Raw genomic sequence first — 14,444 nt, forward strand, 5'->3', positions numbered from 1 at the left:
CGCGCAGCCGCTGCCGGACCCGAGCGTACAGCGACGCCGCCCCTGCCCTGCCTGCAGTAGCTGGCGCCGGGGTCGCGAACACTCAAGACTCGACCGCGGCGGCCGCTAATGGCCAATGCAGGGCTGTGCGCGCCGGCCACAATGGCCGACGAAGGGTGCATTCCGGTCGTGGCCGATTTCACAATGGAAGGAACAGGCAGTTGAAGGAAGAACGACGCAACACGTTGCAGGCCAGTCATCGCTCGATCCTCAGCTTCTGGCACAGGGTTGAGTTCTTCATACCCTACGATCTGCAGGGCCAGGTCCTTGAGTCGAAGGACGCGGACTGGAGCGTACGGCAGCTGTCCAGGGATCAGCTCGAGCGATTGGACCCGAAGGATCTGTGGTCCCCACCCCTGCCATTCGGTCGCAGGCTGAGCGGATTCGATGTCTACCTCGGCATATTCGACAAAGCCCAGCTGGCCGATATCACCCAGCGGGTACTGGCTGAGACGCCAAGCGGAGACGAGTCGCTGGAACAGGACGAACGGGCCGAACTGGAAGGCCTGACCTGCGCGGCCAGCCTGCGGGCAAGCGCCGAGGGCGTGCTGCAGCTGGGTGAAATCTCGGTATCGACCGTTCCGTGGGCACTGGGCACGATCTCCAGGCGTGGCTTGCAGGGCCTGGACTTCGACGCCTTCCAGGCAAGCCTTGAAGCACTCAAGCGCGACGTAGCAACGTTCCGCAGCGGCGCTGCCACCCCCGCCGGACAGGGTGAGGGCCCAACGCCCTGCAGCCCCGACGACCTGTTGCGCCTGCTCGACATCCTGTGCAACTGGTCGGGTCATGACCCTTCCGCGGGCGACGCGTCCGCTCCGCTGCTGGTCATCCGGGCGAAAAGCGTTGAAGACAAGCCGAAGCCGGAACGGGCAGCAAAAGCCACACCCCCAGGGCCGGACAACGAGCCAACGGCGGAAGCGGACGACGCCGAGGACGACGAGGCCCAGCCCGAAGAGGACGCGGAGATCAGCATCCTCAACAGTTTCTTCGTCGAGGATATCGCGCGGGCCATCGGCGCACTCGACCAGGGCAAGGCCAGTGCGCCCCTACGCGCCTATCTGAGCCCATTGCCTGAAAGCCGACGCGAAGACCTTTACACCCCAGAAGGCCATGCGCTGATTGCCGACCGGCTGCGCCCGCGCCACATCAATCGGGGCCACTGGCCCGGCGATCCTGCACACACGATGAGCCTGATGCAGCAGTTCGCTGTGAACAGCATCTTCGAGCAGGTGCGCGATTCAGGCATGTTCTCGGTCAATGGCCCGCCCGGAACCGGAAAGACCACGCTGTTGCGTGAGGTCTTCGCTGAGAACATCGTGCGGCGCGCACGTGCATTGTCACAGTACGCGACGCCAGCCGCTGCGCTCGGCCCAGCCCGCGAAGTGAACTTCGAAGGTGAGAAGCCGTGCAGGGTCTCGCCACTGAAGGCCGACCTGACCGGCTTCGAGATGGTGGTCGCATCGTCGAACAATGCCGCCGTGGAGAATATTTCGCGTGACCTGCCGAAGAGCCGGTCACTGGGCAAGCCCGGAGGGTCGCGCTGGCGCAACAGCACAGGGGACGTGACCTTCGACTACCTGCGGCCACTGGCCCGCAACCTGCTCGAATGGAACGGCAGGGGCGCCTATGAACGACCGGCGGCAGACAGCGATGCCTGGGGGTTGATCAGCTGCGCGCTGGGCAGGAAGGCCAACCGCGAGGCACTTGTGCGGGCCATCAGCAGGAGCGCCCCAAAAGATGGCAAAACCCCCGCACCGAAGGGCTACGACCGCGCCCGCCACCAGTCGCTCTGGGAGTGGCGGGACAACCCAGCAGCGATGAGCTTCCAGCAGGCCAGGCAGGCGTTCGGCAAGGCCGATGCGATCGTCAATGGCCTGGTCGAAAAGCTTGATCGGCTCGCCTCGCTCAGCCGTGAGATCAGCGGCAACGATGAGGAGAGCTTCTGCCGGCAAACGACTTCTCAGCTTCGCGATGCACAGCGCGCGCATGAGGAAGCTGCACAGCAGTGCCGTGCACTCGAGGGCCAGCGCAGCAGATCCGATGAACAGCTCGCCCTGCTCAAGGCGCAACGCATCCTGCTCAGGGAAGAGAAGCCTGGCTGGTGGGCCCGCATCTTCGACCGGCAGCGCGCGCACAGCCATGCGGCCGCAATGGTGCAGAACGCAGATCATCAGCACCGATGGACCCAGCGCGGGCTCGAACTCGGGACGCAATGTGATACGGCGCAACAGCACCTGGGCCGAACCGCGAGCACCCTGGCCGAGGCATCGGCCGCCGCGCAGGCACGGGCGCAGCAATGGGCTGGAATGACGCAACAGCTCGAACAACTGAAAGCCGAATTCGGCACCGCGTCCCATCCCGCCGACGCGGCCGAACTGGAAGATCAGGACTGGCAGATCAAGGGAGTCTGGAACAGCGAGCAGCTCAACGAGCAGCGCGCCAACCTCTTCGTGGCGGCACTGCAGCTTCACCAGGCCTGGCTGCACGAAGTCGTGCAGAAGGGCGGCGGCTTCGCCCAGAACGTCATTGCACTGTGCCACCTGCTGAGTGGCAAGCGGCTGCAGGAGCCACGCGATGCGCTGGCCATCTGGCAGAGCCTGTTCATGATCGTGCCGGTTGTCTCCAGCACGTTCGCCTCGGTCGCACGCCAGTTCCGACATCTGGGGCCGGACTCGATCGGCTGGCTGTTCATCGATGAAGCTGGCCAGGCCGTGCCGCAGGCGGCAGTCGGTGCACTGCTGCGCTCCAGGCGCGCGGTCGTGGTGGGTGATCCGCTGCAGATCGAGCCGGTGTTCACCGTGCCGGTCAAACTGCTGCAGGCGCTGGGCCGAACCAGCGCACTGCCCGCAGGCGTGAACGTCTCGCCCGACAAAACCTCCGTACAGGTACTGGCCGACGAGGCCAACCCGCTCGGTGCCCGCATGGAGTCCGGCGGCTCGCCGCTCTGGATCGGCAGTCCGCTGCGCGTGCATCGTCGCTGCGTCGAACCGATGTTCTCCATTGCCAACACGATTGCCTACGAGGGGAAGATGATCTTCTCCAACCCCTGGGAACCCAGTGCGGCGCGGCCACCCGCCGACAGCCTGGACATCGGCAGCAGCGCCTGGGTACACGCCCCCGGCCGCACCAGCGACAAGCAGGTCGTGCCGTGCCAGATCGACCTGGTGCAGCAGGCGTTGGCCGCGCTCTACCACAGCACCGGAAGCCTTCCCCCGGTCTACATCATTTCGCCCTTCAAGCGCATCAAGAATGCCCTGCTCGAGCGACTGCGGAGCCAGGACGCCTGGCTTGGCCCGGATGCCCCACCCGGCACGCAGGCGCCACGCACCACCGAACTGCGCACGTGGTGCAGGGAGCGCGTCGGCACCGTGCACACCTTCCAGGGCAAGGAGGAAAGCATTGTCTGGATGGTCCTGGGCTGCGACACGGACACGGTGGGCGCGGCGCACTGGGCCTCCAGCAAGCCCAATCTGCTCAACGTCGCCGTCACCCGTGCCCAGCACCGCTGCTTCCTGATCGGAGACACCGCACTCTGGGGCGGCCTGCGCCACTTCTCAGACGCCCATGCCAAACAGTTGCCCCGCATCACCCCGGCGCAGTTCCTGGGTCGCATGTCGATCCCCCGCGTGCAGACTCGATAGCCCTGCCCTGCCCTGACGGCGTCAACCAGTCAGGTCAGGGGCGCAGGGTCACGCCAGCGTGACGCGTCACATTAATGGTTCCGGCAGCCACGACGGGACGCCTGCAGCACCCCATCCATTTACGTCACGAATGCGTAAGCCCCGGCCGATCAACTGCGTCCATCGATCTTTAGGAATAGTCGTAAAAACGCAACGAATTCGATGTTCGACGCGACAGCGGCGCCAGAATGGCGGCCACGCCCATGGGCGCCGACCACCTCCCGCGCATGAATGGATTTCCTGCACCGCGTCGGCTTCGCCTGGCGCTCCTGGACGATCACGAAGTCGTCCGTCGCGGCACCGCCCTGCACCTGTCAGGCGATCTCCGCTTCGACATCGTCGCCAGCCACGGTTGCAGCAACGAACTGCTCTGCAGCCTGCAACGCACACCAGTGGATGTGGCCATCATCGATCTCACGCTTGCCCGTGACGACCTGGGTAGCCTCGAGCTGGTTGCGCTGCTGCGCCGGGAATTTCCGCGCACGCCATTGCTGGCCTTCGCCACGCTCTGCCCCACCACCAACCTCAACAGCCTGATCGATGCCGGACTCAACGGATTCGTCAGCAAGGCCGAACCGCTTGCTGCATTGTCCGACGCCATCGTACGTGTTTCCCAGGGCCTGACCCGGGTTCCACCGGACGTCAGGCTGGCCGGCGACCGCGGCGAGCTCAGCCGCAACGAGCGCGAAGTGCTGGGCCTGCTGCTGGAAGGCTTGACGGTCTCCGAGATCGCATTGCGGCGGCACCGCAGCATCAAGACTGTCAGCACGCAGAAGGTTGCTGTGCTGCGCAAGCTGGGATTGCGCAGCGACGTGGAAATCTACGCACTGCGCGAACGACTGGAGACACCGTGAGGCGCCAGCCGCCGTTGCGCCGCCGCTTCCTGTCCACGGGGCTGCTGGCGCTCCTTCTCCTGCCGGCTGCCTCGGCCGAAGATATCCGCTCGCCACGCTGGCTGCCGGGCAGCACTGTACGGGTCGCCACGACTCCCTCCCTGCGCCCCCTGCCCGCGGCCCTGGCCGATCCGTCATCACCGCCAACGCTCGCCCATGGCTATGCCAACCTGGTGGCGCGGCACGCCCAATTCCGTTTCCTGGAACACCCCTACCCGACAACCGCCGCATCGATCCTCGCTGTATGCCATCACGAGGCTGACCTGGTCATGGTGTTTGGCGGCGCAAGGCACCAGGCGCTGCCCTGCCCCGGCCTTGCCGCGTCCACCCCGTTCCGTGGCGGCGCCACCCTGTTGGCCGGACGCGCCGGCGAGTGGCTGCCACGGGAGATGCGCGAACTCGACGGCCGGGTCATCGCCGTCGTTGAAGGCGGACCCTACGCCAGCTGGCTGCACGCGCATCACCCGCAGGTCCGGCTGCGGCAGCTGCCAGACCGGCATGCAGCACTGGCGGCAGTCGAAAGCGGGCTGGCGGACGTGGCGATTGGCCTGGAGCCCACGCTGCGCCCCCTGGTTCGACGCCATTTCAATGGCAGCCTGCGCCTGCAGCCGTTCGATAGCGGCTTCTCCACCGACCTTTACCTGCTGGTTCGCCGGGAAGACCAGCAACTGCTTGGGCGCATCGAACAGGCATTGCGGGAGATCACTCTGGAAGAGCACGCAGGCCTGCTCCACTTGTGGGCAGGCCAGACCCTGCCTGCCGCGGCCGGGAATGCACTGGACTGGATGCAGGCGTCGCCCCCGCGCGGATGGTTGCTGCTGGCCCCACTGCTGATTGCCCTGCCGCTGCTGTGGCTCGCAATGCGCCACCTGCGGGCGCGCGGTGACCGAAGCAGCGCGCATGCCATCGGCGTGATCAGCCACGAGATGCGCAACTCGGCGCAGGCCGTGCTGACCTCGATCGAGCTGCTGGGGCAATCGACATTGCCCAAGGGCGAGCGTGACCTGCTCGCCGCTGCCAGCAGCGCCAGCCAATCCCTGCGCAGCCTGTTGAATCGCGCACTGGATTTTTCGCGCCTTGCGAGCGGCGCTTTCAAGCCGCATGCGCAACCCTGCGATGCAACCCAGCTGTGCCGGCAGGCTCTGGAGGCGATCCGGCCACAGGCCCAGCGGAAAGGCCTGCAGCTGCATCTCGATGCCCAGGGCGCATCCCCGTCGAACATCCTGGTGGACGCCGATGCGCTACGCCAGATTGCCAGCAATCTATTGGCGAACGCAGTGAAGTTCAGCGATTCCGGCCGCATCGAGCTGCGCCTGCAACTGATGCCGGCAGCGCGTCCGCGGGCGCTGCTGCTGGAGGTGATCGACAGCGGCATCGGCATCGCGCCGGCGCAGGTAGCCACCCTGTTCCAGCCTTTCCAGCAAGGCAGCAGCGGACAGCGGCGTGGCGGAAGTGGGCTGGGGCTTTCCATCGCGCGCGAGCTGGCCCGCGCAATGGGCGGCGACCTCACCGTGCACAGCGTGCTGGGCCGTGGCAGTCGCTTCATCCTGCGCCTGCCGGTGTGCCCGGCTGGCACCGGCGTGGATGCCCAGGACATGCCCGTGGGCGATACGCCACTGGCCGGACTGCACCTGCTGCTGGTCGAGGACCACGAGCTCAATCGCCACGTGATCGCCGAACAGCTGCGGCGCTGGGGCGCAGAGGTGTGCGCCGTGAAAGATGCGGCCAGTGCCCTGGCCGAACAGGCACGACAGCCCCGCTCCGTTGCTCTGATCGACATTGGGTTGCCTGGCGCCGATGGTCACGTGCTGGCGCGCGAGCTACGCGGGTCTGCCGGGCGCACCGTTCGCCTGATCGCATTGTCTGCCCGCACCGGACGGCGTCATCGCGCACGCTGCCACCGCTCGGGCTTCGACGCGGTGCTGGCCAAGCCACTGCGCGCCGCCCAGCTGCTGCCTGCGCTCGGCATTGCGCGACCAGAGGGCCCGGGCGCAGCCGCGCAGACGATTGACATGGACGCGGCCTACATCGCCGACATCCACGATGAGCTCGGCAACATGGAGCGGGTTATTGATCGAGCGGATGCATCGGCACTGGGCCATCACGCGCACCGATTGCAGGGCACGCTGCAGATGCTGGGCCAATGCGAGCATGCGGCCATCGCGGCGGAGCTGGTCGACCTGGCGCATGACGCCGCGCCGGACTGGGCCGATGCGCGGCGCCTGCTGGACGTGCTGAAGGCCGGACAGGGCTCCCGCCCAGCGGGAACCCTGCCAATGCCTTGATCAGGCGGCCAGGCGCTCGACCTGGCGACGGGTCAGGTCATTGAAGCGACCCAGCGACATCAGGTGCTGGTGGATCAGTGCCAGCCAGCCGCTGCGGTGCCACTCGACCACGGTGGCTTCCGGCAGCGCAACGAACTTCTCGACGTCCACCACCAGGAAGCCATTGAGGTTGAACTCGCGGCCATCCGGGGTACGCACGGTGGCGTTACGCTCGACCAGCAGGCCGTTGTCGGTCAGGGCCTTGGAGAAGGCCAAGGTCTGTTCGTGCTCGCGGGTGTACTGGCCGCAGAACTCCAGCGCCTGCTGCACCATTTCGGTGGCCTTGCCGTCAACGAACAGCGGCTGGCCTTCCTCGCCGCCCTTGACCACGCGCGGGCTTTCTTCGTCGATGCCCAGCAGGAAGTCATTCTCCGCGCCGGTGTCGATGAAGATGAAGGGGTGGCGGCGCAGGTAGGCCGGAATATAGGCCTCGTCTTCCCACAGGCCGTCCTTGATGAACAGGTTCTGGTCGGACACGCCGACGGCAGCCATCGGAACCCCACCGGGGCCGGCGAACAGGATCGGGAAATGATGCAGCGCCAGCGAGAACTCGCCCAGCACCAGCGGAATGGCGTTGTTGCCGGCGGCGAACTCGAGCTTGCCCGGCAGGATGCGCAGATCGGCGTGCACATCGGCCTGCAGCGGCACCGGACGGGTATAGAACAGGGGAGCGCCGCTCGGCGCCGCTTCGGTGGTGGTGTCGCTGGTGGTGGTCATCTTGGGAACCGTTCGATCATGCGCGCCTGCCATCCCGGGCACGCCAGCGGGAACAACCTGAATCCCGCATTATCAACAAGCTCGATGACAACGGCCACCCCGCCAGCGAACTATTTCAGCTGCAGGGGGTAGCGCTGCCAGAGCACGTGGACCAGGAATCCGGCCAGTTCGGTGTCGCGCGCGCTCACCGCTGCACGGATCTTGTCCAGCAGCACCATGTCGCTGCAGGAGCGCACATCGGCGTGGTTGGCCTGCCCTGCCCGGCGCGCACGATAGCGTGCGGCCCGCTGCGCATCGCTCATCGCATACCCGAACTTGGGCGGACGACCGCGCTTGCGCGGCAGGGTCAGCTCCAGGGTTCCGGGGTCTTTGTCATCACGCATGAGAGGGGTGCGGGCGGCGGCGAGCAACGGGGGGTGCGCAATTTATCGTGAGGCATCACTTTAATCCAGCTTTTTCTGCAGTTTTGTTGCATCGCAATGCAAAAAAACGCATCGCGAGGGCCCCATCCACGCATGGCGTGGATCTAGTGCAGAGCTCGCGACCCGATCACCCGGTAGATCCACGCCATGCATGGATGCGGAAACCCGAACCCACAAAAAAGGGAGCCCGCGAACGGGCTCCCCTCACCTTCTTCATGCAGCGCGCACCGGCTCGTAGCCATGCAGGTGCGCCTCGCTGCTGGCCCGCCCCTGGCTGAGCGAACGCAGCGAGGTGGTATAGCCCACCAGCTGCGCCAGCGGTGCGAAGCCACTGACCTCGGCGCGACCATCCTGATCGTCGATGCGGGCAATGCGACCATGGCGGCGGTTGAGGTCGCCGACCACATCACCCACCGACGCTGACGGCGAATGCACCGTCACCGCCATCACCGGCTCCAGCAGCTGCGTGCCGCCTTCGGCCAGCGCCGCCTTGATCGCCTCGGCGCCTGCGCGATGGAACGCCATCTCCGAGGAGTCCTTGGCATGGGTCTGGCCATCGACAAGACTGACCTCGATGCCGACCACCGGATGGCCCTGGGGGCCTTCCGACAGCGCAGCACGCACACCTTTCTCCACCGCCGCGATGAAGCTGCGCGGCACCACGCCACCGACGATGCGGTCGTTGAATACGACCTGGTCGTCCTCGCGCGGCGATACATCCAGCACCACGTGCGCGAACTGGCCCTGGCCGCCGGTCTGCTTGACCAGCCGCCCGACGACGCCGGTCATCGCACGCATCGGCGTCTCCTGGTAGGCCACGCGCGGCGCACCTACGCCTACGTCGACCTTCCATTCGCTGCGCAGGCGCTCGACCATCACCTCCAGGTGCAGTTCGCCCATGCCCCAGACCAGGGTCTCCGCCGTGTCGCGATCGGTTTCGACGCGGAACGAGGGATCTTCCTGGGCCAGGCTGGCCAAACCCTGTGCCATCCGGATCAGGTCGGCCGCACGCGCCGGCTCCAACCGCCACGCCAGCACCGGTGCCTGTGCCTGGATGTTCTCCAGGCGCAGCGGCTGCGCACGACCGCTCAGCGCTTCACCACTGACCGCATCCTTCCAGCCCAGCACTGCAACGATGTCACCGGCCACGGCCTGTTCGATGTCGTGGGTCTGGTCGGCCTGCACCCGCACCAGGCGACTGACACGCCGCCCCTGCGGATGCTGCGAACTGGCCACCGCATCACCCACCTTCAAGGTGCCCGAGTACAGCCGCACGAAGCTCAACGCGCCGTGCTGCTGGTGGGTGATCTTGAACAGCAGGCCGGCCAGCGGACCGTCCGGGTCCGGCGGCAGCACGACCTCGCCCTCATCGCTTTCGGCGCTGACGGCAGGGCGATCCAGCGGCGACGGCAGGTAATCGACCACGGCGTCCAGCAGCGTCTCGATACCCTTGTCCTTGAACGCAGCACCGGCCAGCACGGGCACGCCCGCACCCGCCAGCGTCGCCCGGCGGATCGCCGCGCGCAGCTGCCCGGCATCGATCACGCGACCTTCCAGCCAGGCATCGGCCAGTTGCTCATCGTGATCGGCCACGGCCTCGACCAGCGCATCGCGCTGGGCTTGCCACTGGGCCCGCGCCGCTTGGTCCCACGGGGTCACCGTGGTTGCGGCACCATCCTGCCACTGCAGCACGCGCTCATCGACCAGATCGACCCAGCCGTTGAAGCCACTTTCGCTGCCCAACGGCACGCCCAGCGCCCACGGCCGCGCCCGCAGTTTGTCCTGCAGCTGCTCCAGCACGCGCTCGAACGAAGCGCCGACGCGGTCCATCTTGTTGACGAAAGCGATCAGCGGCACGCGGTGGCGACGCGCCTGGCGCCACACGGTTTCGGACTGCGGCTGCACGCCATCCACGGCCGAGAACACGGCCACGGCGCCGTCGAGCACGCGCAGTGAACGCTCGACTTCGATCGCGAAGTCGATGTGGCCGGGGGTGTCGATCAGGGTCAGCCGATGCGGCGGCAGGTCGCGCGGCGCCCACTGCGCCTGCACGGCGGCAGCGCCGATGGTGATGCCGCGTTCGCGTTCGATCGCCGAGAAATCGGTGGTCGCGTTGCCGTCGTGCACTTCACCGACGCGGTGGATCTCGCCGCTTTTCCACAGCAGGCGTTCGGTCAGCGTGGTCTTGCCGGCGTCGATGTGGGCAATGATGCCAAGGTTGCGACGACGGGAAAGGACTTGGGTGTTCATATAGAGGTTCCTGCAAAGCCAACTTCAGGGGCCGCGCCCCCCGGTTGGCGACAGGGTGCGCGGCTAGCGTTCGGTCTCGGCGATCTGGTGCATGGCACGTTCTCCTTTGCAGTACTGGGTAGCGTCGGCTGGGTAGCGTCGACTGGGTAGAGTCGACTGTTAGTCGACTAACAAAAACAAAAAGAGCGCCCCGGGGGGCGCTCTGTCGAAGGTCCAGCGATGGCCGCTTCAACGGCCTCGTGGGGCTCCAGGCAGACACGCCCGTTCCGCGTTGGCGCGGGTCAGGGTGAAAAACTTCAGGAGCGGCATCCGGTTCATGGGGCGCATTCTAGACCTGCCAATCTGGCGCGCAAGTGAATATTGCAAACATAAATGGAACGATGAGGCCGACAATGATCGGGGTCAGATCCCTTTGACCCTGGGCAAAGGGATCTGCCTCCTCTCAGCCTTTACTTGCAGCCGTGCAGCGTGCGCGCCTCGGCCACGGTCGCCGCCTGGTCATCCCCCATCGAAATCCACCCCTTCAGCGACGTCGCCGGGTCAATGTGCGGCAGCCGCGGGCCACCATGGATCAGCACCTCGGTCCAGCTCCCCACCGGCGCCAGTTCGGACAGGCGTGCCGCCTGGTCATCCTCGGTGCTGAACGTGTCGTCCGGGCTCGCCGGGGGCGTCGTGTTCACGGCCTCGGTCTTGCGGGAATGCACACGCAGCGCGCCGCCCGGCATGCGCTGGGTGGTGACGTCGTAGCGCTCGATACCGTACGCCCAATGGCTTTCACCAATGCTGCGGGTCTCGCTTCCGTCATCCGCCACAGCCACCACCTCGCCCGCCGGCCCGACCACGCCCGCGACAGCACCCAGGCCGGACATCAGCGCCTGGTAGACGATCATCTGCCGCTGCTCGGTGCTCAACGCAGCGGCCTTGAGCTTGGCAGGGGGAATCTGCAGGTATGCCGCCTCCTTGCAAAGCACCAGCACCCGCTGGTCATCCCAACTCACGGACATTTCCTCGCTGGCGAAGTACTGCGTCCGGATGGACGCAACAGGGGAACCCGCGCCAGCGGAATGCCGTATCTCGATCAGCGAGGCATTCTCCGCCGCATCGGTCAGCGAAACCGGAGAGGTGGAAGCCGCAGTCGCAGCGCCTGCGAAGCCAACCAACACGGCCAGCAGCGTGCCGCGCGAAATGCTACAGATCATTGCATCAGTCCATTGAGGGAATACCGGTCAGACATGATACGCGGCGACGGCAGCAGATCCGGACTACGTCACCACCACCAACGGCACCCCGCGCCGCGGATGCTCCAGCACCACCACATCCTGCTGATAGACCCGCTGCAGGTTGTCTTCGGTGAGCACCTGCAGCGGCGTGCCATCGGCGGCCACCCTGCCCTGTTCCAGCAACACGATGCGGTCGGCATAGCCGGCGGCCAGGTTCAGATCGTGCAGCACCACGATCACGCACGCACCGGCTTCGGCACAGGCACGCACACTGCGCAACGTACGCTCCTGGTGGCGCAGATCCAGCGCCGCGGTCGGTTCATCAAGCAACAGCAGCGGCGTGTCCTGCGCCAGCACGCGCGCGAACGTGGTCCGGGCGGACTCGCCACCGGACAGCTGCTGCACTTCGCGCAGGCGCAGCGCCTGCAGTTCTGCGGCATCGATGGCAGCTTCCACCCGTGCATCGTCCACACGCGGATCCGGCGAATGCGGCAACCGTCCCATCGCCACCACTTCTTCCACGCTGAAGGCGAAGCGCACGCCATGTTCCTGCGGCATCACCGCGCGCTCGCGTGCCAGCGGCCCCGCCTTGTAACTGGCCAACGGCTTGCCCAGCAGGCTCACCTCCCCCGCATCGGCGCGCAGGTCACCGGCCGCCACCGCCAGCAACGTAGACTTGCCCGCGCCGTTCGGGCCAACCAGCGCGGTCACCGTGCCCGGCTCGAACGCCAGCGAGATGCCATGCAGGATCTCGCGCTGCTGGCGGCGCACCACCACCTGGTGCAGCTTCAGCAGCACGCTCATGGCGCCGCCTTGCGGCGCTGCTGCAGCACCAGCCACAGGAAGAACGGCGCACCCAGCGCGGCCGAGAACAGGCCCAGCGGAATCTCCGCAGGTGGATCGAGCGTGCGTGCGGCGGTGTCGGCCACCACGATCAGCAGCGCACCGAGCAGCCCGGACAACGGCAGCAGCCAGCGATGACCCGGGCCGACCAGCAGTCGCGCCACGTGCGGCACCACCAGGCCGACGAAGCTGATCGAGCCCGCGAACGCCACCGCTGCGCCCACCAGCAGCGCACTGAACGCGACCAGGCGACGCCGCGTACGGGTCACGTCCAGCCCCAGGTGCTGCGCCTGGCGCTCACCCAGCGCCAGCATGTCCAGCGGCGTGGCCAGTCGCTGCAGCGCAAACACGCCGAGCGCAAACAGCGGCACCACCGCGGCCACGTCGGCCCAGTTGGCGCGCGCCAGCGAGCCCATCTGCCAGAACACCAGCGACTGCAGCTCGCTTTCGCTGGCGATGTAAGTAAGGAAACCGATCAGCGCCGAGCAGAACGCGGCCATCGCGATGCCGACCAGCAGCAGCGTGGCATTCCCACTGCCTTTGCCGGGCCGGGCCAGCGCATAGGTCAGGCCGATCGCCAGCGCGCCGCCGACGAAGGCTGCCACCGGCACCAGCCAGCCGGCCGCACCGGCAGCGCCGAGAACAATGGCAGCCACCGCACCCAGCGCAGCACCCTGGCTGACACCGACGATGCCGGGGTCGGCCAGCGGATTGCCAAACAGGCCCTGCAGGCTGGCACCGGCCATCGCCAGCGACGCACCGACCATCGCGCCCAACAGGGCGCGCGGAATGCGCAGCTGCCAGACCACGGCCAGATCACGGCTGCTGACTGCCCCTGGGTCAAGCAGGCCCAGCTTCACCGCCAGCGCCTGCATCACCTCCAGCGGCGGCAACCGCAACGGACCCACGGCGAACGACGCCAGCACTGCCCCCAGCAGCGCCAGCAACGCCACCATCAACATCGTCCGCCCGCGACGGCGGCGCCGATCCGCCGGACTCATGCCTCCGGCAACGCCGCCAGGGCCTTGGCCAGCGCCAGCGCGCCCGCACCAGAACCCACGCTGGTGTACTTCAGCTGCACATCCGGCATCACCCAGACCCGATTGGCCTGCCCGGCCGGCGTCTGCTTCAGCGTCGGGTACGCCTTCCACAGGCCTTCGGCACCGCCGAACAGCCGCAGGTCATGCTCGGTCACCAGGATCACCTCCGGTGCCGCGGCGACCACCCCCTCGTTGCTCAGCTGCGAGTAGTTCTTCACCCCGGCCTCGGTGCCGATGTTGATGCCGCCGGCCAGCGCGATCAGCTGCGCTGACGCGCTGTCGGCACCGGCAACAGTGGGCGAGCCGCCAGCGCCGGTGGCCGATACGTGGATCAGTCGTGGCGCATGGCCCAGGCCCTTGCCAATCGCTGCAGCCTCGTCGAGCTGGCGCTGCACCTGCGTGGCCAATGTTTGCCCCGCTTCGGCCAGCCCTAGTGCGGCGGCGACCTTGCGCACCTTGTCCGGGGCCGGCTGCAGATCATCGATGACCACCGCCGGCTCACCGACTTCGCGCAGCTTTTTGGCCAGCTCGGTGTGGCGGCGCAGGCTGTTGCCGAGGAACAGCGAGCCCTGCAGGCTCAGCACGCCCTCCACGCCGGTGGTGCGGTTGAACAGGAACTGGTGCGGCGCGGCCAGGCCGGCCTGGGTGGTGGTGTTGGTCGGCGCGGCGAATACCTGCGTGCCCAGCCCCAGTGCTTCGATCACCGCGATGACGTCGTCGCCACCGGCAATGATCCGGCTGGTATCGGTCACCTCGATATCGGCGCCGTCATCGGAATGCACCTTGGCCGGCAGCATCGCCTTCTGGTCATGCACGGCCGGCAGCTCGGCACCGGCCACGCGCTGCCAGCCTGCCGGCAACGCGGTTTCGGCAGCGGCCGGTGCGGCGGGCGGCTCGGCGGCCTTCTGGCCATCAGGCGGTGTCGACGCGCCGCCACAGGCGGCCAGTACCAGCGAAACAGCCAACGGAAGCGCACACAGGCGCAGACGGGACGCGATGTTCATGCTCGTTCTCCT

The 14,444-nt window shown here is 67.1% G+C and carries 10 protein-coding genes; 3 read left to right on the forward strand and 7 right to left on the reverse strand.

Features of this window, described 5'->3' with window-relative positions:
• Positions 1–200: 200 nt before the first annotated feature.
• The 3 genes from ACUVWL_RS06825 (at position 201) to ACUVWL_RS06835 (ending at position 6,897) form a co-directional block, all read left to right on the forward strand.
• Complete coding sequence (locus tag ACUVWL_RS06825) at positions 201–3,680, forward strand: DEAD/DEAH box helicase (protein WP_445978964.1); 3,480 nt, start codon at positions 201–203, stop codon at positions 3,678–3,680.
• Between the two features lie 266 nt (positions 3,681–3,946).
• On the forward strand, positions 3,947–4,573 hold the full coding sequence (locus ACUVWL_RS06830; RefSeq protein ID WP_032961138.1) for a response regulator transcription factor: 627 nt from the start codon (positions 3,947–3,949) through the stop codon (positions 4,571–4,573).
• A gap of 14 nt (positions 4,574–4,587) precedes the next feature.
• Positions 4,588–6,897 (forward strand): ATP-binding protein, encoded by a 2,310-nt coding sequence (locus ACUVWL_RS06835; RefSeq protein WP_445978965.1) that lies wholly within the window; start codon positions 4,588–4,590, stop codon positions 6,895–6,897.
• On the opposite strand, the gene ACUVWL_RS06840 is transcribed toward ACUVWL_RS06835, so the two are convergent.
• From ACUVWL_RS06840 to ACUVWL_RS06870, 7 genes are all read right to left on the reverse strand, one after another.
• Complete coding sequence (locus ACUVWL_RS06840) at positions 6,898–7,653, reverse strand: SapC family protein (RefSeq protein WP_445978966.1); 756 nt, start codon at positions 7,651–7,653, stop codon at positions 6,898–6,900.
• 110 nt (positions 7,654–7,763) lie between these two features.
• Complete coding sequence (locus tag ACUVWL_RS06845; protein ID WP_005409616.1) at positions 7,764–8,036, reverse strand: hypothetical protein; 273 nt, start codon at positions 8,034–8,036, stop codon at positions 7,764–7,766.
• A gap of 252 nt (positions 8,037–8,288) precedes the next feature.
• The gene (fusA, locus tag ACUVWL_RS06850; protein ID WP_445978967.1) at positions 8,289–10,325 is read right to left on the reverse strand and encodes an elongation factor G; all 2,037 of its coding nucleotides are present in this window, start codon (positions 10,323–10,325) and stop codon (positions 8,289–8,291) included.
• Between the two features lie 449 nt (positions 10,326–10,774).
• Positions 10,775–11,524, reverse strand: coding sequence for a hypothetical protein (locus ACUVWL_RS06855; protein WP_445978968.1), 750 nt, complete (start codon positions 11,522–11,524; stop codon positions 10,775–10,777).
• A 63-nt stretch (positions 11,525–11,587) separates the two neighbouring features.
• Positions 11,588–12,349: a heme ABC transporter ATP-binding protein gene (locus ACUVWL_RS06860; protein WP_046430487.1), complete on the reverse strand. Its 762-nt coding sequence runs from the start codon at positions 12,347–12,349 to the stop codon at positions 11,588–11,590.
• On the reverse strand, positions 12,346–13,389 hold the full coding sequence (locus ACUVWL_RS06865) for a FecCD family ABC transporter permease (RefSeq protein WP_046430486.1): 1,044 nt from the start codon (positions 13,387–13,389) through the stop codon (positions 12,346–12,348). The genes ACUVWL_RS06860 and ACUVWL_RS06865 overlap by 4 nt, the downstream gene beginning before the upstream one ends.
• The gene (locus ACUVWL_RS06870; RefSeq protein WP_049439866.1) at positions 13,386–14,432 is read right to left on the reverse strand and encodes a heme/hemin ABC transporter substrate-binding protein; all 1,047 of its coding nucleotides are present in this window, start codon (positions 14,430–14,432) and stop codon (positions 13,386–13,388) included. Before ACUVWL_RS06870 ends, ACUVWL_RS06865 begins: the two co-directional genes overlap by 4 nt.
• Positions 14,433–14,444 lie beyond the last annotated feature (12 nt).

Source organism: Stenotrophomonas muris, assembly GCF_052751275.1.

Excerpts from the sequence above, each read along its gene's own strand:
- ACUVWL_RS06830 (WP_032961138.1), top strand. The coding sequence starts at position 3,947 with ATGAATGGATTTCCTGCACCGCGTCGGCTTCGCCTGGCGCTCCTGGAC.
- ACUVWL_RS06840 (WP_445978966.1), bottom strand. The coding sequence starts at position 7,653 with ATGACCACCACCAGCGACACCACCACCGAAGCGGCGCCGAGCGGCGCT.
- ACUVWL_RS06845 (WP_005409616.1), bottom strand. The coding sequence starts at position 8,036 with ATGCGTGATGACAAAGACCCCGGAACCCTGGAGCTGACCCTGCCGCGC.
- fusA (WP_445978967.1), bottom strand. The coding sequence starts at position 10,325 with ATGAACACCCAAGTCCTTTCCCGTCGTCGCAACCTTGGCATCATTGCC.
- ACUVWL_RS06855 (WP_445978968.1), bottom strand. The coding sequence starts at position 11,524 with ATGATCTGTAGCATTTCGCGCGGCACGCTGCTGGCCGTGTTGGTTGGC.
- ACUVWL_RS06860 (WP_046430487.1), bottom strand. The coding sequence starts at position 12,349 with ATGAGCGTGCTGCTGAAGCTGCACCAGGTGGTGGTGCGCCGCCAGCAG.
- ACUVWL_RS06865 (WP_046430486.1), bottom strand. The coding sequence starts at position 13,389 with ATGAGTCCGGCGGATCGGCGCCGCCGTCGCGGGCGGACGATGTTGATG.
- ACUVWL_RS06870 (WP_049439866.1), bottom strand. The coding sequence starts at position 14,432 with ATGAACATCGCGTCCCGTCTGCGCCTGTGTGCGCTTCCGTTGGCTGTT.